Origin of the sequence: Herbidospora yilanensis (genome assembly GCF_001570565.1) — a bacterium.
Classification (GTDB): domain Bacteria; phylum Actinomycetota; class Actinomycetes; order Streptosporangiales; family Streptosporangiaceae; genus Herbidospora; species Herbidospora yilanensis.
This window is the reverse complement of the sequence record NZ_BBXE01000014.1, coordinates 74934-97789: the sequence shown is the minus strand read 5'-3', so window position 1 is coordinate 97789 and position 22856 is coordinate 74934. Positions and strand designations below refer to the sequence as shown.

At 70.8% G+C, this 22856-nt stretch carries 26 protein-coding genes and 2 riboswitches; of the genes, 14 read left to right on the top strand and 12 right to left on the bottom strand.

Going from position 1 to position 22856, the window contains the following annotated elements:
• Position 1 precedes the first annotated feature (1 nt).
• Positions 2–83: riboswitch (ZMP/ZTP riboswitch) on the bottom strand.
• Positions 84–95: 12 nt separating this feature from the next.
• Positions 96–1052, bottom strand: a complete 957-nt coding sequence (locus tag AW273_RS04865) for a YihY/virulence factor BrkB family protein (RefSeq protein WP_083949514.1) — start codon at positions 1050–1052, stop codon at positions 96–98.
• 87 nt (positions 1053–1139) lie between these two features.
• Here AW273_RS04865 and AW273_RS39275 point away from each other — a divergent pair, with 87 nt between their 5' ends.
• From AW273_RS39275 to AW273_RS04850, 5 genes are all read left to right on the top strand, one after another.
• A complete protein-coding gene (locus tag AW273_RS39275) occupies positions 1140–1223 on the top strand; it encodes a putative leader peptide (protein WP_353051387.1) in 84 nt (27 codons plus the stop codon).
• A gap of 120 nt (positions 1224–1343) precedes the next feature.
• Positions 1344–3026, top strand: a complete 1683-nt coding sequence (locus tag AW273_RS04860) for a nitrite/sulfite reductase (RefSeq protein ID WP_063909837.1) — start codon at positions 1344–1346, stop codon at positions 3024–3026.
• Between the two features lie 139 nt (positions 3027–3165).
• Positions 3166–3318, top strand: coding sequence for a DpnI domain-containing protein (locus AW273_RS35995; RefSeq protein WP_083949513.1), 153 nt, complete (start codon positions 3166–3168; stop codon positions 3316–3318).
• 20 nt (positions 3319–3338) lie between these two features.
• On the top strand, positions 3339–4067 hold the full coding sequence (locus AW273_RS04855) for a phosphoadenylyl-sulfate reductase (RefSeq protein ID WP_062345613.1): 729 nt from the start codon (positions 3339–3341) through the stop codon (positions 4065–4067).
• Positions 4064–4786 carry a sirohydrochlorin chelatase gene (locus AW273_RS04850; protein WP_232327069.1) on the top strand — a complete coding sequence of 241 codons (723 nt, stop codon included), beginning with the start codon at positions 4064–4066 and terminating at the stop codon, positions 4784–4786. The genes AW273_RS04855 and AW273_RS04850 overlap by 4 nt, the downstream gene beginning before the upstream one ends.
• A 1-nt stretch (position 4787) precedes the next feature.
• Here the strand turns inward: AW273_RS04850 and AW273_RS04845 are convergent, their stop codons facing one another.
• From AW273_RS04845 to AW273_RS04830, 4 genes are all read right to left on the bottom strand, one after another.
• Positions 4788–5474, bottom strand: coding sequence for a hypothetical protein (locus AW273_RS04845; protein WP_062345611.1), 687 nt, complete (start codon positions 5472–5474; stop codon positions 4788–4790).
• A complete protein-coding gene (locus tag AW273_RS04840) occupies positions 5471–5959 on the bottom strand; it encodes a SigE family RNA polymerase sigma factor (protein ID WP_062345608.1) in 489 nt (162 codons plus the stop codon). The genes AW273_RS04845 and AW273_RS04840 overlap by 4 nt, the downstream gene beginning before the upstream one ends.
• Positions 5960–6034: 75 nt before the next feature.
• On the bottom strand, positions 6035–6793 hold the full coding sequence (locus AW273_RS04835) for a DUF1707 SHOCT-like domain-containing protein (protein WP_063909836.1): 759 nt from the start codon (positions 6791–6793) through the stop codon (positions 6035–6037).
• A gap of 55 nt (positions 6794–6848) precedes the next feature.
• Positions 6849–7463, bottom strand: a complete 615-nt coding sequence (locus AW273_RS04830; protein ID WP_062346115.1) for a DedA family protein — start codon at positions 7461–7463, stop codon at positions 6849–6851.
• A gap of 122 nt (positions 7464–7585) precedes the next feature.
• On the opposite strand from AW273_RS04830, the gene AW273_RS04825 reads away from it, so the two are divergent.
• Positions 7586–8971, top strand: a complete 1386-nt coding sequence (locus AW273_RS04825; RefSeq protein ID WP_157555569.1) for an ankyrin repeat domain-containing protein — start codon at positions 7586–7588, stop codon at positions 8969–8971.
• On the opposite strand, the gene AW273_RS04820 is transcribed toward AW273_RS04825, so the two are convergent.
• Genes AW273_RS04820 through AW273_RS04805 form a run of 4 tightly spaced genes read right to left on the bottom strand, consistent with a single transcriptional unit; the run spans position 8968 to position 11726 of the window.
• The gene (locus tag AW273_RS04820) at positions 8968–9225 is read right to left on the bottom strand and encodes a hypothetical protein (protein WP_062345607.1); all 258 of its coding nucleotides are present in this window, start codon (positions 9223–9225) and stop codon (positions 8968–8970) included. The genes AW273_RS04825 and AW273_RS04820 overlap by 4 nt on opposite strands.
• On the bottom strand, positions 9222–10274 hold the full coding sequence (locus AW273_RS04815; protein WP_062345604.1) for a RelA/SpoT-related domain-containing protein: 1053 nt from the start codon (positions 10272–10274) through the stop codon (positions 9222–9224). The genes AW273_RS04820 and AW273_RS04815 overlap by 4 nt, the downstream gene beginning before the upstream one ends.
• A gap of 31 nt (positions 10275–10305) precedes the next feature.
• Positions 10306–11193 carry a maleylpyruvate isomerase N-terminal domain-containing protein gene (locus AW273_RS04810; RefSeq protein ID WP_062345603.1) on the bottom strand — a complete coding sequence of 296 codons (888 nt, stop codon included), beginning with the start codon at positions 11191–11193 and terminating at the stop codon, positions 10306–10308.
• On the bottom strand, positions 11190–11726 hold the full coding sequence (locus AW273_RS04805) for a sigma-70 family RNA polymerase sigma factor (RefSeq protein ID WP_062345602.1): 537 nt from the start codon (positions 11724–11726) through the stop codon (positions 11190–11192). The genes AW273_RS04810 and AW273_RS04805 overlap by 4 nt, the downstream gene beginning before the upstream one ends.
• Before the next feature lie 63 nt (positions 11727–11789).
• Between AW273_RS04805 and AW273_RS04800 the strand changes: the two genes are divergently transcribed.
• The 7 genes from AW273_RS04800 to AW273_RS04770 all read left to right on the top strand — a co-directional run bounded on the left by AW273_RS04800 (position 11790) and on the right by AW273_RS04770 (position 18090).
• Positions 11790–13391, top strand: a complete 1602-nt coding sequence (locus AW273_RS04800; protein ID WP_062345601.1) for an isovaleryl-CoA dehydrogenase — start codon at positions 11790–11792, stop codon at positions 13389–13391.
• 73 nt (positions 13392–13464) lie between these two features.
• A riboswitch (guanidine-I (ykkC/yxkD leader) is annotated at positions 13465–13561 on the top strand.
• A gap of 52 nt (positions 13562–13613) precedes the next feature.
• Positions 13614–14735: an agmatinase family protein gene (locus AW273_RS04795; protein WP_051760438.1), complete on the top strand. Its 1122-nt coding sequence runs from the start codon at positions 13614–13616 to the stop codon at positions 14733–14735.
• Between the two features lie 11 nt (positions 14736–14746).
• Positions 14747–15703 (top strand): ABC transporter substrate-binding protein, encoded by a 957-nt coding sequence (locus AW273_RS04790; protein WP_198168008.1) that lies wholly within the window; start codon positions 14747–14749, stop codon positions 15701–15703.
• Complete coding sequence (locus AW273_RS04785; protein ID WP_062345597.1) at positions 15700–15981, top strand: hypothetical protein; 282 nt, start codon at positions 15700–15702, stop codon at positions 15979–15981. Before AW273_RS04790 ends, AW273_RS04785 begins: the two co-directional genes overlap by 4 nt.
• Positions 15982–16020: 39 nt before the next feature.
• The gene (locus AW273_RS04780) at positions 16021–16848 is read left to right on the top strand and encodes an ABC transporter permease (RefSeq protein ID WP_062345595.1); all 828 of its coding nucleotides are present in this window, start codon (positions 16021–16023) and stop codon (positions 16846–16848) included.
• Positions 16845–17615 carry an ABC transporter ATP-binding protein gene (locus AW273_RS04775; protein ID WP_062346111.1) on the top strand — a complete coding sequence of 257 codons (771 nt, stop codon included), beginning with the start codon at positions 16845–16847 and terminating at the stop codon, positions 17613–17615. Before AW273_RS04780 ends, AW273_RS04775 begins: the two co-directional genes overlap by 4 nt.
• Before the next feature lie 46 nt (positions 17616–17661).
• A complete protein-coding gene (locus tag AW273_RS04770; RefSeq protein WP_030454323.1) occupies positions 17662–18090 on the top strand; it encodes an OsmC family protein in 429 nt (142 codons plus the stop codon).
• Positions 18091–18240: 150 nt separating this feature from the next.
• Here the strand turns inward: AW273_RS04770 and AW273_RS04765 are convergent, their stop codons facing one another.
• The gene (locus tag AW273_RS04765) at positions 18241–19383 is read right to left on the bottom strand and encodes an ATP-dependent DNA ligase (protein ID WP_062345593.1); all 1143 of its coding nucleotides are present in this window, start codon (positions 19381–19383) and stop codon (positions 18241–18243) included.
• Positions 19380–20117: a pyrimidine reductase family protein gene (locus AW273_RS04760; protein ID WP_062345591.1), complete on the bottom strand. Its 738-nt coding sequence runs from the start codon at positions 20115–20117 to the stop codon at positions 19380–19382. The genes AW273_RS04765 and AW273_RS04760 overlap by 4 nt, the downstream gene beginning before the upstream one ends.
• A 129-nt stretch (positions 20118–20246) precedes the next feature.
• On the opposite strand from AW273_RS04760, the gene AW273_RS04755 reads away from it, so the two are divergent.
• Positions 20247–20648, top strand: a complete 402-nt coding sequence (locus tag AW273_RS04755) for a hypothetical protein (protein ID WP_062346109.1) — start codon at positions 20247–20249, stop codon at positions 20646–20648.
• On the opposite strand, the gene glgX is transcribed toward AW273_RS04755, so the two are convergent.
• Complete coding sequence (glgX, locus tag AW273_RS04750; RefSeq protein WP_062345590.1) at positions 20645–22765, bottom strand: glycogen debranching protein GlgX; 2121 nt, start codon at positions 22763–22765, stop codon at positions 20645–20647. The genes AW273_RS04755 and glgX overlap by 4 nt on opposite strands.
• Between the last annotated feature and the right edge of the window lie 91 nt (positions 22766–22856).

The window sequence follows — 22856 nt, the reverse complement described above, 5'->3', positions numbered from 1 at the left end:
CTGCGTCGACCCAGGCGCACGGCCGACGCGGTTTCCGCTCCCCGGTGGTGCCCCACCTCATAGCGCCAGTAGCGAGAACCCCACCTTATCGGCTGTCAGTGCCGCCGGGTGTTACCCGCCAGCGGCCACAGGCGGTCGACCTCGGCGTTGAGGGTGGCCCCGATGAGGACCGCGAGGGCGGTGATGTAGAGCCAGAGCAGCACCGCGATCGGCGCGGCCAGCGAGCCGTAGATCGACAGCGGGTCGAACCAGGCGGCCAGCACCTCGCGCAGCACGGCCGCGCAGATGATCCAGATCACCAGGGCCAGCAGCGCGCCGGGCACCTCGCGCCACCATCGGGTGCGCACGGGCACGCTCACGTGGTAGAGCAGGGTGAGCATCAGCACCGAACCGGCGATCACCACGGGCCAGTAGAAGATCGAGATGAGCGGCTCGTAACTCGGCAGGGCGCTGGTGAGCAGGGTCGGCCCGACCACCAGGATCGGCATGACGACCAGGCCGATCAGCAGGGCCGCGAGATAGAGGCCGAAGCTGAAGATCCGGGTGCGGATGATGCCGCGGGTCTCGCCCATGCCGTAGGCGATCGAGATCAGGTCGACGTACACGAACAGGGCGCGCGACCCCGACCAGAGCGAGAGCAGGAAGCCCACCGAGATGAGCGAGACCTCACCGCCGTTGAACACGTTGTTCAGCAGCGGCTCGACCACCCGCCGCACGGCGTCGGGGGTGAACAGCAGGTCGGCGTGCTCGATCACCGAGGCCTTGATCTCGGTGATGGTCGAGGGGCCGAGGAGGCTGGAAAGGTGACCGAGGACACCCAGCAGGCCGAGCACGAACGGCGGCAGCGACAGCAGGGCGAAGAACGCCGCCTCCCCGGCCAGGCCGGTCACCCGGTAGTTGACCCCGGCCATCGTCGTGGCCTTGACCAGCGCCCAGAAGCCGCTGCCGGCGAAACGCTCCATCCCCACGCGGGCGCGCGCCATGCCGGCGCGGGACTGGTGCCCGAACCAGTGGCGGCGGGACCGGCGCCGGGGCGCGTTCGCTGAGGTCATCGGCGTTAACATTACGTGTCTCGCGAAGGGGTCCACACTGTGGACGCAAACTTGGACATCAAGTACCCGCAAGGTATTGTTACGGACATGCCAGTGGACCCGATGCTCGTCGTGCGCCGTCACGTCGACCTTCAGCGCGTCCGCAGCGCCATCTGTATCGACGCCCGTTGATCGCCGCCCCTTCTTTCTGTTAAGGGCGCGTGACAGGCGTCTTTTTTCATGCCCCCGCACTCAGCGCCGAGGCGGGAGGGGAAGCCTGGAAGCGCGCGACCACCACTGGAAAGGTCCCGCATGAGCACCCCGGCCCGCCCGGCGAACCGCCACCACAAGCGCCCTCGCGGCGAAGGTCAGTGGGCTCTCGGCTATCGCGAGCCCCTGAACAAGAACGAGGAGAACAAGAAGAACGACGACGGCCTCAACGTCCGTCAGCGGATCATCGACATCTACTCCAAGCGCGGCTTCGACTCGATCGACCCCGCCGACCTGCGCGGACGTATGCGCTGGTACGGCCTCTACACGCAGCGCAAGCCCGGGATCGACGGCGGCAAGACCGCGATCCTGGAGCCCGAGGAGCTCGACGACCGCTACTTCATGCTCCGCATCCGCATCGACGGCGGCCAGCTCGACCTGAACCAGCTCCGGGTGATCGCCGGGATCTCCAACGACTTCGGCCGGGGCACCGCCGACATCACCGACCGGCAGAACGTCCAGCTCCACTGGGTCGAGATCGAGTCGGTCCCGGAGATCTGGGAGCGCCTTGAGGCGGTCGGCCTGTCCACGACCGAGGCCTGCGGCGACACCCCGCGCGTGATCCTGGGCTGCCCCCTGGCGGGCGTCGACGCCGACGAGGTGATCGACGGCCGTGAGCAGATCCGCGAGGTGTACGACCGGTTCATCGGCGACAAGGCGTTCTCGAACCTGCCCCGCAAGTTCAAGTCGGCCATCAGCGGCTGCGCCGCCCACTGCACCGTCCACGAGATCAACGACGTGGCGTTCGTGGGCGTGGTGAACGAGGCCGGCGAGGCCGGGTTCGACGTCTGGGTGGGCGGCGGCCTGTCGACCAACCCGATGATCGGCAAGCGGCTCGGCGCGTTCGTCCGCCCCGACCAGGTGGGCGACGTCTACGGCGGCGTGATCGGCATCTTCCGCGACTACGGCTACCGGCGGCTGCGTCACCGGGCCCGCATCAAGTTCCTGGTGAACGACTGGGGCGCCGAGAAGTTCCGGCAGATCCTCCAGGACGAATACCTCGGATACACGCTGCCCGACGGCCCGGCCCCCGAGCCGGCCGACGAGACGCGCCGCGACCACGTGGGCGTCCGCCGCCAGAAGGACGGGAAGTTCTACGTCGGCTTCGCGCCGAAGGTCGGCCGGGTCGACGGCGACACCCTGGCCAAGATCGCCGATCTGGCCGAGGCCCACGGGTCGAACCGGGTCGCGATGACGGTCGAGCAGAAGATGGTCATCCTCGACGTGGCCGAAGACCGGGTCGAGTCGCTGGTCGACGGGCTCGACGCGATCGGCCTGAAGGTGCGCCCGTCGACGTTCCGGCGGCAGACGATGGCCTGCACCGGCATCGAATACTGCAAGCTCGCGATCGTCGAGACCAAGGCGACCGCGACGACGCTGATCCACGAGCTGGAGAACCGCCTCCCCGACTTCGACCACCCCCTCACGATCAACGTGAACGGCTGCCCGAACTCCTGCGCCCGCATCCAGGTGGCCGACATCGGCCTCAAGGGCCAGCTCGTCGTCAACGAGAAGGGCGAGCAGGTCGAGGGCTTCCAGATCCACCTGGGCGGCTCCCTGGGCGCGACCCCCGGCTTCGGCCGCAAGGTCCGCGGCCTGAAGACCACCGCCGAAGACCTGCCCGACTACGTCGAGCGAGTGGCCTCCAACTACGCCAAGCAGCGCAGCGACGACGAGTCCTTCGCCGCCTGGGTCCAGCGAGCCGACGAGGCGGACCTGAAATGACAGAGGCCTACCGTGCTCAGCCACAACGCGAAAGCCGCGCCGGTGTCTGGGCTGAGGAGCGCAGGGGAGCGAAGCGACCCGGAGCGACGAGGGAAGACACCGGATCCCAGCGGCTTTCGCCCGCCGTGCGGAGCGCGGCATGAGTGAACGCGCCGCGCCGTACTACTGCCCGTACTGCGGTGAAGAAGATCTGGAGCCGTACGTCTCCGAAGAGGAGGCCTACGGCTGGTACTGCCGGAGCTGTGCCCGGGCCTTCCGGGTGAAGTTCCTGGGGATAGGCGTTCGATCGTGACCCCCCGTGAGGAGAGCGTGATGACCCTGGTGGACATCGAGGTTGAGCTAGAGCGCCGGCGCGGCGTGCTCGACCTCCAGAGCATCGTCGAGTCGGCGGCCGAGTTCCTTGAGGACGCCCCCGCCCGAGAGATCATCCGCTGGGCGGCGGCGACCTTCGGCGATCGTATGTGTCTCACCTCCTCGATGTCCGACGCGCTGCTGATCGACCTGGTGAGCCGGGTCAAGCCGGGCGTCGACGTGCTGTTCATCGACACCGGCTACCACTTCGCCGAGACGATCGGCACCCGCGACGCGGTCGAGGCCGTCTACGACGTCAACCTGATCAACATCACCCCGTCGCGGACCGTCGCCGAGCAGGACCGCGACCTCGGGCCGCGCCTCCACGGCCGCAACCCCGACCTGTGCTGCTTCCTGCGCAAGGTCGAGCCGCTGAACCGGGCGCTGGAGCCCTACCTGGCGTGGATCTCCGGCATCCGCCGCGACGAGTCGCCGACCCGGGCCGGCACGAAGGTCGTCGAGTGGGACGCCAAGCGCCAGATGGTCAAGGTCAACCCGATCGCGCGGTGGACCCAGGAGGACGTCGACAACTACATCGCCGACAACGGCGTCCTGATCAACCCGCTCCACTACGACAACTACCCCTCGATCGGCTGCGCCCCCTGCACCCGCCGGGTCGCCGACGGCGAGGACGCGCGGTCCGGCCGCTGGGCCGGACTGGGCAAGATCGAGTGCGGTATCCACCTTTGACGCCCCTGGTGGCCGTGGCGCACGGGTCCCGCGACCCGCGCGCCGCCGCCGTGGCCGAGGCGCTGCTCCATCGTGTACGGCTCTCGCGTCCGGGCCTGGACGTCCGGGTCAGCTATCTCGACCACGTGAAACCGGCGCTGGCCACCGCCCTGGCCCCGCTCGACCGGGCGGTGGTGGTGCCGCTGCTGCTGACGGCCGCCTACCACAGCAAGGTCGACATCCCGGGCGCGCTGGCCGGGATCGGCACCCGGGCCGAGGTCAGCTCCACGCTGGGCCCCGACCCGCTGCTGACGGCCGCCCTGGAACGCCGCCTGGCCGAGGCCGGCGCCGTCGTCGGCGACCCCGGGACGGCGGTCGTGCTGGTGTCGGCCGGGTCGAGCGACCCGGCCGCCAACACGACGGTCCGGGCGATCGCCCGCGACTGGGCGCGCTCGCGGCCGTGGTGGTCGGTGACGACGGCGTTCGCCAGCGCCTCGGGCCCCCGTCCGGCGGAGGCGGTGGCGATGCTGCGCGCGGCCGGGGCGCCGCGTGTGGTGGTCGCGCCCTACCTGCTGGCGCCCGGCTTCTTCGCCGACAAGGTGGCCCGGGAGACCCTGGCGGCCGGCGCCGACCTGGTGGCCGACAGCCTCGGGCCGGCTCCGGAACTGGTCCGGATCGTGCTCGACCGCTACGACGCGGCGGCTACGGCGGCCGGGCGGCTGGAGTGTCTGCGCGCCTGACTCAGTCGAGGTCGCAGCGGACCGGTTCGAGCGTCTCCCGCGTGCCGTCGGGGCGCTGGAGCACGAGGGGCTGCTCGCAGTCGACGGGCGGGCTGTACAGGCCGGGGTAGCGGTAGACGTGCACCAGGACGCCCATCCGGTAGTCCTTCGCCTCCTCGGCGCGGGCCAGCAGTTCGGCCTCGGGGAGCATGCCGCCCTTGTCGTAGGGGAAGGCGCGGACGCGCACGTCGACCATTCCGTCCGCGCCGGTGGGCCGGTCGGGGTCGGCGTGGTCGTCGTAGGTCAGCGCGGTGAGCGGGCCGCACGGGCCCTGGGCGACCAGCCTGTCCTCGATCCACACTCCGGCGTGGGCGGCGAAGCCGGGGCAGTTCACGTAGATCTGCACCGGGCCCTCGCTCCCCGGGTAGAACAACCCCTGCAGGGTGCCGGGCGTGGCCACCGACCGCTCGGCCAGCATGTAAACGGTCTGCGGGGCCGGGGCCGCGTTCGCCAGGGTGACGTCCCGGCCGCCGGGGCTCTCCACCGGCAGCAGGACGAACCCGGCGGCCACCACGGCGGTCGCCGCGGCGGCCATGGCCAGGGCGGCGCGCCCCCAGCGGATCCTCGCGGCCCGCCGGTCGATCTCCTTCAGGGAGATCCGGTGGGTGGGGGCATTGAAGGTGTCGTCCTCGAAAAGCTCACGGATCATCGCCTGCTCCAGTCCATGGCGGGGTCGACGCGCAGTTTCGCCAGGGCGCGACTGGCCTGGCTCCGGACGGTGACCTCCGAGCAGCCGAGGATCCCGGCGATCTCGGCGTCGGAGAGGTCCTCGAAGTACCGCAGCACCAGCACCGCCCGCATGCCCGGCGGCAGCCCCGCCAGGGCGACCCGCAGCAGGTCGCGATCGTCGCGGGAGCCCTCGCCGCCGGGACCCGCGCGGTCGGGCAGCGCGTCCGTGGGCACCTCGCGCCGCCACATGCGGCGCCACCAGGAGTTGTGGGTGTTGACGAGGATGCGGTAGACGTACGCGTCGGGGTGGTCGCCGACCCGTCGCCAGGCGAGCCAGGCCTTGGCCAGGGCGGTCTGCGTCAGGTCCTCGGCCGTGGCCCAGTCGCGGCAGAGCAGGTAGGCCGTGCGCAGCAACCGGCCCGACCGCTGCTCGACGTACCGCTCGAAGTCGGCCCGGTCGCGCATGTCGGGGTCCTCACCGTCGGAGAAATCATGTCACCGACGATGACGCGGCGGCCCCGGCGATCCGTTGCACCGGTGTCAGCGGTCTTTGTGCTTCCAGGCCTTGGAGTCGCGGACGGCCTGGCGGATCGAGTCGTTGACCATCCGGTTGGTCTCGCGGATCGACTCGTTGACCGCCTGGTTGATGGCGCCGTGCATGGAGCCGTGGCCGAGGCCGCGGCGGTGGAGCCACCATTCGGTCCAGGCCAGGGCGTTGCGCCGGATGGGCGCGGCGTGGGAGTCGCCGATGATCTTGATGTCGCCCATGACGACGTAACCTCGGACGCGGACGATCGGAGCGTGCTGACCAGGCGGCGCCTCGACCACCTTGACCTTCTTGTCGCCCATGATCGTCACGCCGCTGAGCTGCACGTCGACGCCGTCGGGCACGATGATCTTGATGTCGCCCATCACGCAGGTCGCCACGATGTCGATCTCGTTGGAGCGCACCTCGGCCTCGCGCAGGTCGATGGTCACGTCGCCCATGACGGCCACCGCGCCGATCTCGTTGTCGACCCGCCACTTGCCCTTGCGCTTGGTGTCGCCCATCACGGCGACGAACCACTGACGGGCCTTGCCCGGGGGCTTGGCGGGGGCGTGGGAGGGGGCGGGGGCGCCGCCGGGGAGGTCGGCCGTGAGCTGGGCCAGCTCGCCCTGCGTCTGGGCCAGGTAGGCGGCCTCGGTGCGGTCGGTCAGTTCGGCGAGCGTCAGCCGGCCCTCGGTGGAGGCGACCCGCAGCCGCTCGACGACGGCTTCGCGCTCGCTGTCGGACGCGCGCATGCCGGCTGGTTCGGTCATGGCTAAGAATCTAACCCTCCGGGAGCTCCCGCTCGATCCTCCCTGGGGACGATTCCTACCTCACCCGGGCCTTCACCCGCATGGCCACGAAGACCGCCACGGCGACGGCGCAGACCACGATCACCCCGTTGGTGAGCCAGCCGGAGTAGCGCTGGACGATCTCCCAGTTCTCCCCCAGGACGTAGCCGGCCAGCACGAAAACGCAGTTCCAGATGAGGCTGCCCAGCGCGGTGAGCAGGGTGAACGTCCCGAGCGGCATCCGCTCGACCCCGGCCGGAAGCGAGATGAGGCTGCGGAAGACCGGGACCATCCGGCCGAAGAAGACGGTCTTGCGCCCGTGGCGGGCGAACCAGGCCTCGGCCTTCTCGATGTCGCCGGCCGTGACGAACGGGACCCTGCCGAGCAGGGCGACGGTGCGGTCGCGGCCGAGGAGGGCGCCCAGGCCGTACAGGACCAGAGCCCCCGCCACCGATCCGGCCGTGGACCAGGCGACGGCGGCGACCAGGCTCATGTTCCCCTGGCTGGCGGTGAACCCCGCCAGCGGCAGGATGAGCTCACTGGGGATCGGCGGCACCAGGTTCTCGATCGCGGTGGCCAGGCCCGCGCCGGGCGCCCCGAGGGTCTCCATCAGACCGACGGCCCAGCCGGCGATCCCGTCAAGTTTCTCCATGGCGATCACGGTAGGGAGATCCGTCCGCCCGATTGAGCCGGAAAGCCACCGATTCGACCGGGGGACAACCCCATCCAGCCAGCCCACATTCTGGACATATCACCATAAAGTACCCTGGAAGAGTGACGATCAGTGAGCTGATGCTCGCCGTGGCGCACGACGACCTGGAGCGCGCCCACGCGGCACTGCGGCGCGAACCCGACCTGAACCGTGGCCGGGGCACCCTGCCGCTCTACCGCGCGGCCCAGCGGGGCAACGCCGCCATGGTGACGCTGCTGCTCGAACACGGAGCCGACCCGAACCAGGCCTCCCACGGCGAAGAGGAGGGCCTGCCCCTGTGCGCGGCGGCCTGCTGGAACCACGAGGAGGCGCTCCGCGCCCTGCTGGAGGGCGGCGCCGACCCCGACCTGACCGAGTGCGACGAGTGGACCCCGCTGATGTGGGCCGCCACCCTCGGCCACCTGGAGACCGCCGACCTGCTGCTCGACTTCGGCGCCGACCCCGACCTGTGCTCCCCGCTGGTCGCCGCCGCCCGGTTCGGCGCCTACGGAGTGGTCTGGAGCCTGCTGGAACACGGCGCCACCCCCCTGCACGAGGCCCTGGAGGTCGCCCGCGCCCTCGCCGCCCGCGACCTGACCGAGCTGGCCGAGGGCTGCGACCCGCCGGCCGAGGTCTCACTGGCGGCCGACGGCACGACCCTGGTGAGCACCCCCTCCCCCGAGGGCAGGGAGATCTCGCAGCGCGGCCACGCGGCCATCGCCACCCTCCTGGAGGACGCCCTCGGTGAGCGCCCCCCGGTCGAGGAGCTGATGCGGCGCGCGGTGCCCTACCGGGACGTGGACGAGGACGGGGAGACCTGGTGGGCGGCCGTGCACGCCATCCAGCGCCGCGCCGACGACGAGACCTTCTCCGCCGCGGTCGCGTTGGTCGACCGCGACGACCCGATGGAACGCGACTTCGGCGTCGACGTCCTGTCGCAGTTCGGCTTCACCGCCGGCACCCGCCCCTACCTCGACCGGACCCTGCCCGTCCTCCGCGACCTGGCCGAACGGGAGGAGGACCCCCGGGTGATCGACTCGATCCTGCGCGCCCTCGGCCAGCAGGGCGACCCCCGGGCGCTGCCCGACGTGCTGGCCCTGATCGAACGGCCGGGCCGGGTCCACACGATGCGCGACCCGGTCGCCCTGTCGGCGGTGCTGCCGGGCGAGGACAAGGACGGCCTGGCGGCGCTGATCACACTGTCCCGGGACCCTTCGGCGGACGTGCGCGACTACGCGACGTTCGGCCTGGCGGCCCTCGACGCGGACAACGGCGACCTCCGCGCGGCCCTGCTCGACCGGCTGACCGACCCCGACCTGGTCACGGCGGCGGAGGCGACGCGCGGGCTGGCCATGCGGGGAGACGACCGGGCGGTGCGGGGGGTGCACCGGGTGTTGTCGGAGAGCGACGACGTCTACGCGAGGGACGTGGCGCTGCAGGCGGCGGGGGCGCTGGGCCTGGACCTCTAGCTGTGGAGAGCCCGCTCCGCCAGCTCTCCGAAGCTTGACGCGAGGTCCTTCACCGAGGAGAAGTAGCGCGCGTGGGTCTGCCGCAGGGCATCGAACGAGCGGGCGCCGAGCACCACGACCTCGATGTCCTTGTCCCCAACGTGGTCACGCTCCGCGGCGAAGCGATTCCGGATGGCTTCCCGGCCGTCGGTGAACTTCTGCGTGCGCAGCAGCTTGCCTTTGCGGCGGTCGTAAACCAGCAGGTAGTGATTCATGAGTCGACACTCATCTCTGCTGTACGGGCGAACTCTGCAACCATATCTTGGACCTCATCATGGGCGGCAGCCATCCGTGCCATGACGTTCTCCAGCGCGGTCGCGTTGGCCTGCTTCAGGTGGATCACCAACCGGTCGGCATCCGCCAAAGTCTCAAGCGGAAACTCGAGGACTTCCGGCAGATCTCCGTTTCCCGACTGAGTGCGCAAGCCGCTGAGCAGTTCCGCGATGACATCCGGCAGGACCAGCTCCGACTTCGGAGTCTCCGAAGGCTCCGCCCACGAGGCCTGCATGCCCAGCACCTCCTGGTAGAGCCGATCAAGGCGCGTCCGATGGTCGGCGTTGCGAGACGCGCTGACGTGCAACTCCTCTTGTTTGCTGATCAGCAGGCTGAGCGCCTTGGTCGCCTCGAGCAGGTCGCGGCGAGTGGACGTGGACCCGTCGGGGTGGTTGATCAGAGCATCGGCGTCTTCAGGAGGTTCCCCATATCTGATGCCTCTGCCCCAACTGTCGGCGAGCCGCTCGACGATCTGGGCCCAACGGTCCTGGAGTTCGGTGCGAACCTGGATCTCCACCGGGTTTCCATCGGGAAAGACGACGAGATGGACGGCGCGGTATCCGTGAGAGGGTTCGTGCCTCCGGTCCTTGACCCGGGAAGGCCGGGGGCAGAAGCCGTCGAACCTCTCGGATATCCGCTGCACGGCCCGATCCTGGTCAAGCCGATTCGCCAACACGATTCGCGCGCCGGCGAAATCCTGCACCTGGCTGAGACGGCTGCTCTCCCGGACCAGTTTCTCGATGAGGACCGCGGTCGTCTTCACCCTGGCGCTCGGCCGGTAGCCCAGGTCGACGAGCACCGCCTCGACCTGGGTCAGGGTGTCTTCGTAAGCACTGACGATCGATGTGAAGAGCTCCACATCGTCGTCCGGGACGCCGCCTTGGCGGGCGAGACGTTCTCCCAACCGGTCAAAGGCTCCCTTGGAAAGAGGCAGGTTCGCCATGGCGCACAACATAAACGCTTGTTGCGGATTCGCATAATCGTTCGACATGGGCCCGATATTCAATTCATTAAATATCCGTTTATGGGCCTGACAAGCCAGGGGCAGCCGCTCTCAGGTCGGCCGCCAGGGACAGGTCCCCCTCGGCCTCCCACACGTGGTCGGCTCCCCGCCCGCCCAGCACGAAGCAGTATTCGGCCGCGTCGGCCCGGAGGGAGAGGGCGACCTCCTGGCCGTCGTACACCGAGGAGGGCGCGCCGGGGAGCAGGGGAAGGTGCCAGTCTCCTCCCCCGTCGCCGGTCAGGGTCAGGCGGATCGACCGGTTCCCCGCCTCCAGGCCGCTCATCAGCGCCGTCACGGGCAGCAGCCGCGCGCACAGGCCGGCCATCGGGTGGAGCTCCCCCGCCGTCGGCCTCGGGAGGTTCAGGCCCTCGGACACGGCGGTGTCGTGGGTGTGGATCCACGTCTCCAGCGCGCGGCCGAGGATCTGGTCGCCGACGGGCAGGGGCAGGCCGCCGGGAGTGATCAACCGGGCGGGGTCCGCGCCCGCCAGGGCGTGGCAGAGGGCGTCGGCCTGGTCGCGCCACGACCGGCGGGTCTCCAGCAGCGAGCGGGAGCGTTCGTGGGCGTGCAGGGCGGCGGTCCGGGCCATCGGCTCGTCCACCGTGATCGGGGGGCCGTGGACTGGGGCGCCGACGGCCGCCGCGACCAGGCCGTCCTTGGCCGTCAGGTGGCCCAGGAGCTCCTGGAGGTTCCAGCCTTCGACGATCTCCACGTCCCACGCCGTCGCCGAGGCGAAGACGGCGTCCATGGCGGCGACCCGGCCGGCGTAGGGGCGGGCCCAGGAGACGCACGAGGCCGCCGGGCGGCGGCGGGCGGCGGCGGTGGCGAGCAGGCGGGCCCGGCCGCCCGGGGGCGGGGCGGTGGGGGCCTCGTCGAGCAGGTCGAGGTAGAGGCGGTCGAGGCTCACGGCGCCTCCTCGTTCAGCGTCTCGGCCAGGCGGCGCAGGGCCAGCCGGATGCGGGACTTGGCGGTCCCCTCCGGTACGCCGATCTCCACCGCCACCTCGCGGTAGGTGCGGCCCCCGTAGTAGGCCAGCTCTATCACCTGGCGCAGGGCGTCGGGCAGGCCCGCGACGGCCTGCCGCACCCGTTCGACCTCGTCGGCGGCGACGACGGCCTCTTCCAGGTCGTGGGGGCGTTCGAACAGGCGGGGGGCGAGCGCGCCGACGCGGCGGCGCTCCTCCGACCTGACGTGGTCAACCGAGCGCCGGTGGGCCACGGTCGCCAGGAAGGTGCGCAGGCTGCCGCGTGCGGGGTCGAAGCCCAGCGGCCGCTCCCAGAAGGTGGCGAAGACCTCCTGGGTGATGTCCTCGGCGGCGACCCGGTCGCGGGTCACCCGCAGCGCCAGGCCGTGGAGGAGGGCGGAGAAGTGGTCGTACAACTCCCCCAGCGCGGACTCGTCGCCGCTCACGACCCGGCGGTGGAACAGGTGGTCGTCCACGGCGGCTCCCCACTCGTCGACCCGGGCATCGCATTATTCGCCCGGGGTGGTCAGATGGATGACATGAGCCATGAAGTGATGAATCAGGTGCCGCCGCTGTCCGGTCACGACGTGGCGGCCGACCCGGCGCTGGCGGCGGCGCTGGTGCGGGAGGGCGCCGACTGGGCCGAGGGCGAGTTGCGGCAGCTCGGCACGCTGGCGGGCACCGCGAAGGCGCAGGAGTGGGGGCGGCTGGCCAACGAGAACGAGCCGGTCCTGAAGACGCACGACCGCTATGGCCACCGGATCGACGAGGTGGAGTTCCACCCGGCGTGGCACGAGCTGATGACCGTCGCCGTCGAGCACGGCCTGCACGCCGCGCCCTGGACGATGGCCCGGCCAGGGGCCCACGTGGCGCGGGCGGCCAAGTTCTACGTGTGGTCGCAGGTCGAGGCGGGGCACGGGTGCCCGATCTCGATGACCTACGCCTCGGTGGCCGCGTTGCGGCACGCCCCGGCGCTCGCGGCCGAGTGGGAGCCGGCGCTCGCCTCCCGCACCTACGACCCGGGCCTGCGGCCCATGGCCGACAAGCGCGGGGTGCTCGCCGGGATGGCCATGACCGAGAAGCAGGGCGGGAGCGACGTCCGCGCCAACACGACCACCGCCGAGCCCCTCGGCGACGGGACCTACGTCCTGAACGGCCACAAGTGGTTCAACTCGGCGCCCATGTGCGACGTGTTCCTGGTGCTGGCCCAGGCGCCGGGCGGGCTCTCCTGCTTCCTGCTCCCGAGGGTGCTCCCCGACGGCGCCCGCAACGCCGTCCGGCTCATGCGGCTGAAGGACAAGCTCGGCAACCGGTCGAACGCCTCGGCCGAGGTCGAGTACGACGACGCGGTCGCCTGGCTGGTCGGCGAGGAGGGGCGCGGCATCCGGACGATCATCGAGATGGTCAACATGACCCGGCTCGACTGCGTGATCGGGTCAGCGGCGGGCATGCGGCTGGGGCTGACCCAGGCCGTCCACCACACCCGGCACCGCAGGGCCTTCGGCCGGCTGCTCGCCGACCAGCCGCTCATGCGGAACGTGCTGGCCGACCTGGCCCTGGAGTCCGAGGCGGCGACGGTGCTGATGATGCGGCTCGCCGGGGCCACCGACCGGGCCGTGGCCGGTCAGGCTCAGGAGGGGCTGTTCCGGCGGGTGGCGCTGGCGGCCGGGAAGTACTGGGTCTGCAAGCGGGCCGCCGGGCACGCCGCCGAGGCGCTCGAATGCCTGGGCGGCAACGGCTACGTCGAGGAGTCGGGCCTGCCCCGGCTGTTCCGCGAGTCGCCGCTGAACGGCATCTGGGAGGGGTCGGGCAACGTCGCCGCCCTCGACCTGGTGCGGGCACTCACCCGCGAGCCCGAGACGGCGGAGGCGTTCTTCACCGAGGTCGAACTGGCCACCGACCCGCGGATCTCCGAATCGGTCGGCCGGGTGCGCAAGACGCTCGCCCACGCCACCGAGGCCGACGCGCGGCGGCTCGCGGAGGAGATGGCGCTGGTGCTGCAGGCCTCGCTGCTGATCAGGTTCGCCCCGGCGAGCGTGGCCGACGCGTTCTGCGCCTCGCGGCTCGGCGGCGGCTCGGGCCGCGCCTACGGCGCCCTGGGGCCGGGCCGCGACCTCGACGCCATCCTGGCCCGGATCTGAGTCACCGGACCGCTACCGGCCGGAAACACGGAGGAAACGGCCCGGCGCTCTCATGAAGGGGACTCACCGGAGGGTGAGGCGCACCTAGGGTTCCGCTCTTCGTGAGGCCTGGTCCGAGAGGTGCAGACGGCCGCAAGGCCGTTCCACGGCGGGGGAAAAGCCCGGGAGACAGTCACGACGGCTGCCTCTCCACCTGAGGCTTTTCCCCGAAAAGGAGTGCCCGTGGGACACCTCCACAACAACTACGGCCCCGAGGCCCGGTCGGCCGTGGAGCGCGAGGCCGCGCTGCCCACGACCATGCACCAGCGCGAGATCGCGCGCGGCCTGGAACTCGGGCTGCCGGGCGCCGACTCGATCGTCGACCGGACCATCCCCACCTTCTCCCGGGGCGAGCTGCCGCACTTCGCCGGCATCAACACCTTCCTCAAGGCCCCGTACGTCGAGGACGTCCGCACCTGCGGCGACTACGACGTGGCGGTGATCGGCGCGCCCTTCGACGGCGGCACCACCTACCGGTCGGGCACCCGCTTCGGCCCCCAGGGCATCCGCAAGATCAGCGCTCTCTACGGCCCCTACAGCTTCGAGCTCGGCGTCGACCTGCGCGAGTCGATCACGATCTGCGACCTGGGCGACATCTTCACCATCCCGGCCAACATCGAGAAGACCTTCGACCAGATCAGCAAGGGCGTCTCCCACGTCTACGCGTCGGGGGCGTTCCCGGTCGTGCTGGGCGGCGACCACTCGATCGGCTACCCGACCGTCCGGGCGGTGGCCGAGCACCACACGGGGAACGTCGGGATCATCCACTTCGACCGCCACGTCGACACCCAGGAGACCGACCTCGACGAGCGGATGCACACCACACCCTGGTTCCACGCCACCGATCTGCCGAACGTGCCGCCGAAGAACCTCGTGCAGATCGGGATCGGCGGCTGGCAGGCGCCGCGACCGGGCGTGAAGGTCGGCCGCGAGCGCGGCACCACCATCATGACCGTCACCGACTGCGTCGAGATGGGCATCGAGGCGGCGGCCGAGCGGGCCCTGGAGGTGGCCTGGGACGGGGCCGAGGCCGTGTGGCTCTCGTTCGACGTCGACTGCCTGGACGCCGCGTTCGTGCCCGGCACCGGCTGGCCCGAGCCGGGCGGCTTCCTGCCGCGTGAGGTGCTGAAGTTCATCCAGCTCATCGCCGACGCCCGGCCGCTGGCCGGCATCGAGGTGGTCGAGTGCGCGCCGCCCTACGACAACGCCGAGATCACCTCCCTCATCGCCACCCGCGTGATCTGCGACACCCTCGGGTGCCTGGTCCGCGCGGGTCACCTCCCCAAGAAGAAGGGAGCGGCGTGATGTTCCGTCGCGTGCTCTTGGTCTTACTGCTCTGCACGGCCTGCGCCGCCGCCCCGGCCGAACCGGCCACGCCGACGGCCGCGCCCATCACCCTCGGCTTCAGCGCCTGGCCCGGCTGGTTCCCGTGGCAGGTGGCCCAGGAGCAGGGCCTGTTCGAGAAGAACGGGGTGACGGTCGAGCTGAAGTACTTCGACAGCTACACCGACTCCCTGAACGCCCTGGCGACCGGCACGATCGACGCCAACAGCCAGACCCTCAACGACACGCTGGCCTCGGTGGCCGGCGGCGCGCAGCAGAGCATCGTCCTGGTCAACGACAACTCGACCGGCAACGACCAGATCATCGCCGCCCCCGGGATCAAGACCCTGGCCGACCTCAAGGGCAAGACGGTGGCCGCCGAGCAGGGCACGGTCGACCACTACCTGCTGCTGCTCGCCCTGGAGAAGGCCGGCCTGTCCGAGGCCGACGTGAACTTCACCCCGATGCTCACCGACGCCGCCGCCGCGGCCTTCGTCGCGGGCCAGGTCGACGCCGTCGGCGCGTTCGCGCCCTTCACCTCGACGGCGCTGGAACGCGAGGGCAGCACCGCCGTCGCGACCTCGGCCGACTTCCCCGGCGCGATCCCCGACCACCTGGTGGTCACCCGCGACCTGCTCTCCCGCGACGAACGGGCGGTCCAGGGCCTGGTGAACACGTGGTTCGACACGATCGAGTGGATCGGCGCCAACCGCGCGAAGGCGGTGGAGATCATGGCCAAGCGGGGCGGGGTGACGCCGGCGGAGTACGAGACGTACGACAAGGGCACCACGATCTTCACCCTCGACCAGAACCGGACCGCCTTCACCGGCGCGCTCGACCAGCAGGCGAAGCTGATCTCCGACTTCCTGGTCTCGACCAAACTCGTCGACGCGGCCCCGCCGCTCGACGGCCTGTTCCTGTCCAAGTTCGTGGAGGCCGTCCAGCCATGACCCTCGCCAACCGCCACCGCGTCCGCGTGACCTCTTCCGGCCCGACCGCCCGCACCCGGGGTGAGGCCTCCGCGGCCGACCGGAACCGCGGCGCGTCCGCCCTCGCGGGACAGGACCGCAGCCGGTTGACCACCCCGGCCGAGGTCCCGGCCGTCGTCCACGAGTTCGCCGAGGCCCTGCCGGCGGGCCCGGTCGCCAACGCGGCCCGCCGGGTGGTCGTGGCCGTGACCGACGGGTCCTGGCGGGTCGAACAGTCGGGCGGGGGCAGCGATGGCTGACAAGGCACCGGAGCGCGCCCACCCCTCAGGAGGCAGGTCGTGGTGAGCGTGGAGTCGCCTCCCGTCGAGCGGGCCGCCTCCCCCGCGCCCCGGGTCAGGCTCCTCAAGACCGGGGTCTCGCGCCGGACCGCCTGGGTGTTGCGGATCGCCTCGGTGGCGGTGCCGTTCGCGGTGTGGTGGGCGGTCAGCGGCTCGGGGGTCGTCCCCGACCGGTTCCTGCCCGCGCCCCCGCAGGTCTGGGCCGCCTTCACGGACATGGCCGCCAGCGGTGACCTGCGGAACGATCTGCTGGCCAGCCTCGGCCGGATCGGGGCCGGGTTCGGGCTCGCGATCCTGGTCTCCGTCCCGCTGGGGTTCCTGATGGGGACGGTCGGCTGGGCGCAGCCGCTGTTCGAGCCGATCATCGGGATCCTCCGTTACCTCCCGGCCTCCGCCTTCATCCCGTTGCTGATCATCTGGCTGGGCATCGGGGAGACGTCCAAGATCGCACTGCTGGTGCTCGGCGTGGTGTTCTTCAACACGCTCATGACCGCCGACGTCGTCCGGCAGGTCCCGAGGAGGCTGCTCGACGTGTCGGCTACCCTCGGGGCCGGGCGGGCGCGCGTCGCCGCCCGGGTGGTGTTCCCGCACTCGCTCCCCGGCATCCTCGACGCCCTCCGGGTCAACGCCGCCGTGGCCTACAACCTCGTCGTCGTGGCCGAGCTGATCGCGGCGACCTCCGGCCTCGGCTACCGGATCACCCGGGCCCAGCGTTTCCTCCAGACCGACAAGATCTTCGCCATCCTGATCGTGATCGGCCTCATCGGCCTGACCATCGACGTCACGCTCAGAGTCGTCCGGTCCCGGGTCGGCAGGTGGTCGGCGTGAGCCTGCGTTTCGAGGGCGTGTCGATGGCCTACACCCCCGGAGTCCCCGTACTGGAGGACATCGACCTGGAGATCCCGCCCGGCGAGTTCGTCACGATCGTCGGGGCCAGCGGCTCGGGCAAGTCGACCCTGTTGTCGCTGGTCGCGGGCCTGACCAGACCCACGAAGGGCCGCGTCGTCCTCGACGGCCGGACCGTCGAGGGACCGGGCCCCGACCGGGGCATGGCCTTCCAGTCGCCCAGCCTCTACCCGTGGCGCACGGTGGCGCAGAACGTCGCGTTCGCCCTGGAGACACGGGGTTTCTCCCGCCAGGCCAGGCGGGAACGCGTCGCCTGGCTCCTCGACGAGGTCGGCCTGACCGAGCACGCCGGGAAACTCCCCGGGAGCCTCTCGGGCGGCCAGCAGCAGCGGGTCTCGATCGCGCGGGCGCTGGCCCGCTCCCCCAAGGTCCTGCTCCTCGACGAGCCGTTCGGGGCTCTGGACGTCCAGACGAAGGAGGACATGCAACTGTTCATCCGCCAGGTCTGGCGGGATCTCGGCACCACGGTCGTCATGGTCACCCACGACGTCGAGGAGGCCGTCTTCCTGGGGCGGCGGGTCCTGGTCCTGGCCAGCGACCCCGGCCGGGTGGCCCGCGACCTGCGGGTCGAGCCGCCCGGCGACGGCCTGGAGGTGAAGCGGACCGCCGAGTTCCTGGCGGTCCGGGCGCAGGTCGAAGACCTGGTCCGGCGCGAACACCGTGCCCACCTGGCAGCCGCGCGCGCCTGAGGCGTTATGTTCGTCGTGGCATCACCGTTATCGAAGGGATATCGCTATGGCGACCACTCGTACCGCGACGACCCAGTGGAAGGGCGCGCTCCTCGACGGCTCCGGCTCGGTGTCGCTGGACACGTCCGGCGTCGGCACGTTCGACGTCAGCTGGCCGTCGCGCGCCGAGGCGGCCAACGGTAAGACCAGCCCCGAAGAGCTCATCGCGGCCGCGCACTCCTCGTGCTTCTCGATGGCCCTCTCGCACGGCCTGGCGCAGGCGGGCACCCCGCCGCAGACCGTCGAGACCAAGGCCGACGTGACCTTCCAGCCCGGCCAGGGCATCACCGGCATCGTCCTGTCGGTCAAGGCGCAGGTCCCCGGCATCACCGCCGAGGAGTTCCAGGCCGCCGCCGAGAACGCCAAGGCCAACTGCCCGGTCAGCAAGGCCCTCACCGGCACCGAGATCACCCTGAACGCCGAGCTCCTCAGCTAGACCGTTCGAGAACGAAGGCCTCCCCCACCAGGCGGAGGCCTTTTTTCTTCCCGTTACGGCTCCGCCCACCGGGGCCCCGCCCGCCGCCCCCGGCCCGCCCCGCGACCGGCGCCGACCGGCCGTTCCCGCTCCGCCGGCGACGACCCTCGGCTACCTGGCCAGGATGTCGTCGAGGTGGTAGGCCACCGGGACGTCGAGCTGCTCATAGGTGCACGACTCGGGGGTCCGGTCGGTGCGCCAGCGCCGGAACTGGGCCGTGTGGCGGAACCGCACCCCCTCCATGTGGTCGTAGGCGACCTCGATCACCAGCTCGGGCCGCAGCGGGATGAACGACAGGTCCTTCTTCGCGTTCCACCGGGAGATCGCCCCGGGCAGCCGCTGCCCCTCGGGGCCGCCGCCGACCCCGGCCGAGGCCCACGACGCCCACTCGCCCCACGGATGGTCGGCGGGATCGGTCACCCGGTAGGGGGCGAGCTCGGCCACCAGTTCCTCGCGGCGTTTCATCGGGAACGACGCCGCCACCCCGACGTGATGGAGCTTGCCGTCGTCGCCGTAGAGGCCCAGCAGCAGCGACCCCACGATCGGCCCCGACTTGTGCTCACGGTATCCGGCCACCACCACGTCGCAGGTCCGTTCGTGCTTGACCTTGAACATGACGCGTTTGTCCTGCTCATAGGGCAACCCGCCCGGTTTGACGATGATGCCGTCGAGCCCGGCGCCCTCGAACATCTCGAACCATTCGAGCGCCTGCTCCTGGTTGGTGGTGATCGGCGTGAGCCGGATCGAGTCGCCGGCCTTGGCGGTCGCCTCGACCAGCAGCCGCCGCCGCTCGGAGAACGGCCGGTCGATCAGGCTCTCGTCGCCCAGGGCCAGCAGGTCGAAGGCGATGAACGAGGCGGGCGTGGTCTCCGACAGCAGCTTCACCCGGGAGGCGGCGGGGTGGATGCGCTGCTGGAGCTGGTCGAAGTCGAGAACGGAGCCGCGCGTCACCACGATCTCGCCGTCGAGCACGCACCGCTCGGGCAGCTCGCGTTTGACCGCCTCGATGACCTCGGGGAAGTAGCGGGTGAACGGCCGCTCGTTGCGGCTGCCGAGGAACACCCTGTCGCCGTCGCGGAACACGATGCAGCGGAAGCCGTCCCATTTGGGCTCGTAGAACAGGGTGCCGTCCTGCTCGGGCATCTTCTTGACCGCCTTGGCCAGCATGGGCGAGACGGGCGGCCGGACGGGCAGGCCGAGCGCGGCGGGATCGGGCTCGGCCGCCTTGGCGTCTTCGGGCTCGCGTGTGGTCATCGAGCCTCCTCCTGGTGTGGGTCGCGGACATAGCGGCAGAACAGCGAGCCCTCCTCCTCAAGCACCCCGGCCAGCGCGAACCGGGTGTGGGAGGCGGTGCCGTTGAGCACGCGGGCGGCGTCGCCGCCGATCATCAGGGGGGAGACGGTCAGGCAGAGCTCGTCGACCAGGGAGGCCGCCGCGAGGTGGGCGTTGAGGCGCGGGCCGCCCTCGCAGAGGATGCGGCCGAGGCCGCGGGCGCGCAGCCGGCCGACGGCCTCGGCCAGGTCGACCCGCTGCTCCCCGGCCACGATCACGTCGGCGTGGCGGGCCGCCTCGGCCCTGCGGTCGGCGGGGGCCGACTCGGTGGTGATCACGATGGTGCGGGACTCGGGGGCGCACTCGGTGAACAGGGCGCCGCCGAGGTCGAGGTCGATCTTGCGGGTGATCACGGCCACCGGCGGGGCGGCCGGGCGGCCCTCGCGCAGCGGGCGCCACGCGTCGCGGGGCTTGGAGGGGCCGTAGCCCTCGATCCGGACGGTCGCGCCGCCCGCCACGACGACGTCGGCGAGGCCGCGCAGGACCATGAAGATCCGCCGGTCGCCCCGCGACGACAAGCCCTTGGACAGGCCCTTCAGCCAGGCTCCGCCGTCGGCGCTGGCCACCATGTTGAGGCGCAGCCACTCGGCCTGAGGGTAGGCGTAGACCGACGGGAGGTCGGGGTCGTCGGCCGGCTCGGGATGTATCTGGCGCACGACCCCACACTTTCACAGCGGTCCGACAACCTGGGAGAGGCCCTCGGGGGGTAACGGTTTGATGTCAAGCGGTCGCCGATTGTCAGGTTCGGTGTTGGATCGAACCAGATGTGGTCGGAGGGGGTTTTCGTGCCGCTTGTCGTGTTGATCGTGTGGTTGATCGCCGCATCCGTCGGGGTCTACCTGCTCTACCTGTGGTTACGCGGCGGGGGGCTGCGCCAGCAGGCCACCAAGGTGACCCGCTTCCCCAAGGCGTTGATCTTCAGCCACCCGCTGCTGGCGGTGACCGGGCTGGGTTTGTGGGCGGCCTTTATGGTCACGGGCACCGGCGCCTACGCCTGGGGGTCGTTCGGCGCGCTCTGCCTGGTGGCGTTCCTGGGGTTCGTGATGTTCACCCGCTGGCTCGGGGGCGGACGGCACGCCCGCGGCGCCGAGACCCACTTCCCCGCGGTGGCGGTGGGGCTCCACGGACTGGCGGGGGTCTGCACCTTCGTGCTGGCCCTGCTGGCGGCGGCCGAGCTGACCCGTTAGCGGCGGACCGCCCGCAGCACCCGGAACGACCGCGCCGCGACGTCGATGTCGGCCCCCGTGTGCCGGACGTCGGCGGGGGGCTGGGCCGTGCCGCCCGACCCCGTGGCGGTGTCGAACAGGGACTTCCAGCTCACCGCGAAGTCGCGCCCCGGGAGGGTGAACGTCAGGCTCTCGTGGTGGGCGTTGATCAGCAGCAGGAACGAGTCGTCGGTGATGCGCTCGCCGCGCGGGCCCGGCTCGCTGATCGCGTCGCCGTTGACGAACACGGCCACGGCCTTGGAGTAGCCGGCGTGCCAGTCGGAGTCGTCCATCTCCTTGCCCGCCGGGGTGAGCCACACGATGTCGCGCACCCCGTCGGACTGCTCCCGGCCGGAGAAGAAGCGGCGGCGCCGGAACACCGGGTGGTCGCGCCGGAAGGCGGCGATCTCGCGGACGAACCCGAGCAGTTCCGACTCGGCGCCGGCCAGCGACCAGTCGATCCAGGAGACCTCGTTGTCCTGGCAGTAGGCGTTGTTGTTGCCGCCCTGGGTGCGGCCGAACTCGTCGCCGGCCGTCAACATCGGCACACCCTGCGACAGGAACAGGGTGGCCAGGAAGTTGCGGCGCTGGCGGTGGCGCAGCGCGGTGATGTCGGGGTCGTCGGTGGGCCCCTCGACCCCGCAGTTCCAGGAGCGGTTGTCGTCGGAGCCGTCGCGGTTGCCCTCAAGGTTGTCGTCGTTGTGCTTGCGGTCGTAGGAGACCAGGTCGGTGAGGGTGAAGCCGTCGTGGGCCGTCACGAAGTTGATGCTGGCGATGGGGCGGCGGCCGGAGGTGGCGTACAGGTCGGAGGAACCGGTCAGCCGGGAGGCGAAGTCGGGCAGCGTGGCGGAGGAGCCGCGCCAGAAGTCGCGGACCGTGTCGCGGTATTTGCCGTTCCACTCGGTCCACAGGGGCGGGAAGTTGCCGACCTGGTAGCCGCCGGGGCCGACGTCCCACGGCTCGGCGATCAGCTTGACCTGGGAGATCACCGGGTCTTGCTGGATCAGGTCGAAGAAGGCCGAGAGCCGGTCGACGTCGTGGAGCTCGCGGGCCAGCGCGGCGGCCAGGTCGAAGCGGAAGCCGTCGACGTGCATCTCCAGCACCCAGTAGCGCAACGAGTCCATGATCAGTTGGAGGGCGTGGGGGGAGCGCACGTTCAGCGAGTTGCCGCACCCGGTGTAGTCGAGGTGGTAGCGGCGGTCGGCGTCCTGCAGCCGGTAGTAGGAGTTGTTGTCGATGCCGCGGAAGCCCAGCGTGGGGCCCATGTGGTCACCCTCGGCGGTGTGGTTGTAGACCACGTCGAGGATGACCTCGATGCCCGCCTCGTGGAGCGACTTGACCATCGCCTTGAACTCCAGCACCTGCTCCCCGCGCTGCCCCGAGGAGGAGTAGGCGTTGTGGGGGGCCAGGTAGGCCATCGTGTTGTAACCCCAGTAGTTGGTCAGCCCCCGGGCGACCAGGAAGTGTTCCGGCACGTACTGGTGGATCGGCAGCAGCTCGACCGCGGTGACGCCGATCGACTTCAGATGGTCGACGACGGCCGGGTGGGCCAGCCCGGCGTAGGTGCCCCGCTGGTCTTCGGGCACGTCGGGGTGGAGCCGGGTCAGCCCCTTCACGTGGGCCTCGTAGATGACCGTCTGGTGGTAGGGGACACGCGGCGGCCGGTCGTTGCCCCAGTCGAAGAAGGGCGAGACGACGACGTTCTTCGGCATGTAGGGCGCCGAATCGCCGAGATTCAGCCGGCGGGGATCGGCGAAGTCGTAGGAGAAAAGCGCCTCGTTCCATTTGACCTCGCCCTCGATCGCCTTGGCGTAGGGGTCGAGGAGGAGTTTCGAGGCGTTGCTCCGGTGGCCCTGGCGCGGGCTGTAGGGGCCGTGGACCCGGTAGCCGTAGCGCTGGCCTGGGGTGATCCCGGGCAGGTAGCCGTGCCAGACGAAGCCGTCCATCTCGGGGAGGTCGACGCGGGACTCCTCGCCCGCGTCGTCGAAAAGGCACAGCTCGACCCGCTCGGCGACTTCGCTGAACACCGAGAAATTGGTGCCCACACCATCCCAGGTGGCGCCGAGCGGATAAGGCTCTCCAGGCCAGACGTCGCGCATTCAGGTCCCATTCTCGCTTCCCGGGATTTTCCCTACCCGTTCATCCGATTTAACACAGGTGGGAGCCCAGCCCAAAAGGAGCCGGGAAGGT

What these genes read in the sequence shown, in the direction of transcription:
- AW273_RS04865 (WP_083949514.1), bottom strand. Translation starts at nt 1,052, where the DNA reads ATGACCTCAGCGAACGCGCCCCGGCGCCGGTCCCGCCGCCACTGGTTC.
- AW273_RS39275 (WP_353051387.1), top strand. Translation starts at nt 1,140, where the DNA reads ATGCCAGTGGACCCGATGCTCGTCGTGCGCCGTCACGTCGACCTTCAG.
- AW273_RS04860 (WP_063909837.1), top strand. Translation starts at nt 1,344, where the DNA reads ATGAGCACCCCGGCCCGCCCGGCGAACCGCCACCACAAGCGCCCTCGC.
- AW273_RS35995 (WP_083949513.1), top strand. Translation starts at nt 3,166, where the DNA reads ATGAGTGAACGCGCCGCGCCGTACTACTGCCCGTACTGCGGTGAAGAA.
- AW273_RS04855 (WP_062345613.1), top strand. Translation starts at nt 3,339, where the DNA reads ATGACCCTGGTGGACATCGAGGTTGAGCTAGAGCGCCGGCGCGGCGTG.
- AW273_RS04845 (WP_062345611.1), bottom strand. Translation starts at nt 5,474, where the DNA reads ATGATCCGTGAGCTTTTCGAGGACGACACCTTCAATGCCCCCACCCAC.
- AW273_RS04840 (WP_062345608.1), bottom strand. Translation starts at nt 5,959, where the DNA reads ATGCGCGACCGGGCCGACTTCGAGCGGTACGTCGAGCAGCGGTCGGGC.
- AW273_RS04835 (WP_063909836.1), bottom strand. Translation starts at nt 6,793, where the DNA reads ATGACCGAACCAGCCGGCATGCGCGCGTCCGACAGCGAGCGCGAAGCC.
- AW273_RS04830 (WP_062346115.1), bottom strand. Translation starts at nt 7,463, where the DNA reads ATGGAGAAACTTGACGGGATCGCCGGCTGGGCCGTCGGTCTGATGGAG.
- AW273_RS04820 (WP_062345607.1), bottom strand. Translation starts at nt 9,225, where the DNA reads ATGAATCACTACCTGCTGGTTTACGACCGCCGCAAAGGCAAGCTGCTG.
- AW273_RS04815 (WP_062345604.1), bottom strand. Translation starts at nt 10,274, where the DNA reads ATGTCGAACGATTATGCGAATCCGCAACAAGCGTTTATGTTGTGCGCC.
- AW273_RS04800 (WP_062345601.1), top strand. Translation starts at nt 11,790, where the DNA reads ATGAGCCATGAAGTGATGAATCAGGTGCCGCCGCTGTCCGGTCACGAC.
- AW273_RS04785 (WP_062345597.1), top strand. Translation starts at nt 15,700, where the DNA reads ATGACCCTCGCCAACCGCCACCGCGTCCGCGTGACCTCTTCCGGCCCG.
- AW273_RS04770 (WP_030454323.1), top strand. Translation starts at nt 17,662, where the DNA reads ATGGCGACCACTCGTACCGCGACGACCCAGTGGAAGGGCGCGCTCCTC.
- AW273_RS04765 (WP_062345593.1), bottom strand. Translation starts at nt 19,383, where the DNA reads ATGACCACACGCGAGCCCGAAGACGCCAAGGCGGCCGAGCCCGATCCC.
- glgX (WP_062345590.1), bottom strand. Translation starts at nt 22,765, where the DNA reads ATGCGCGACGTCTGGCCTGGAGAGCCTTATCCGCTCGGCGCCACCTGG.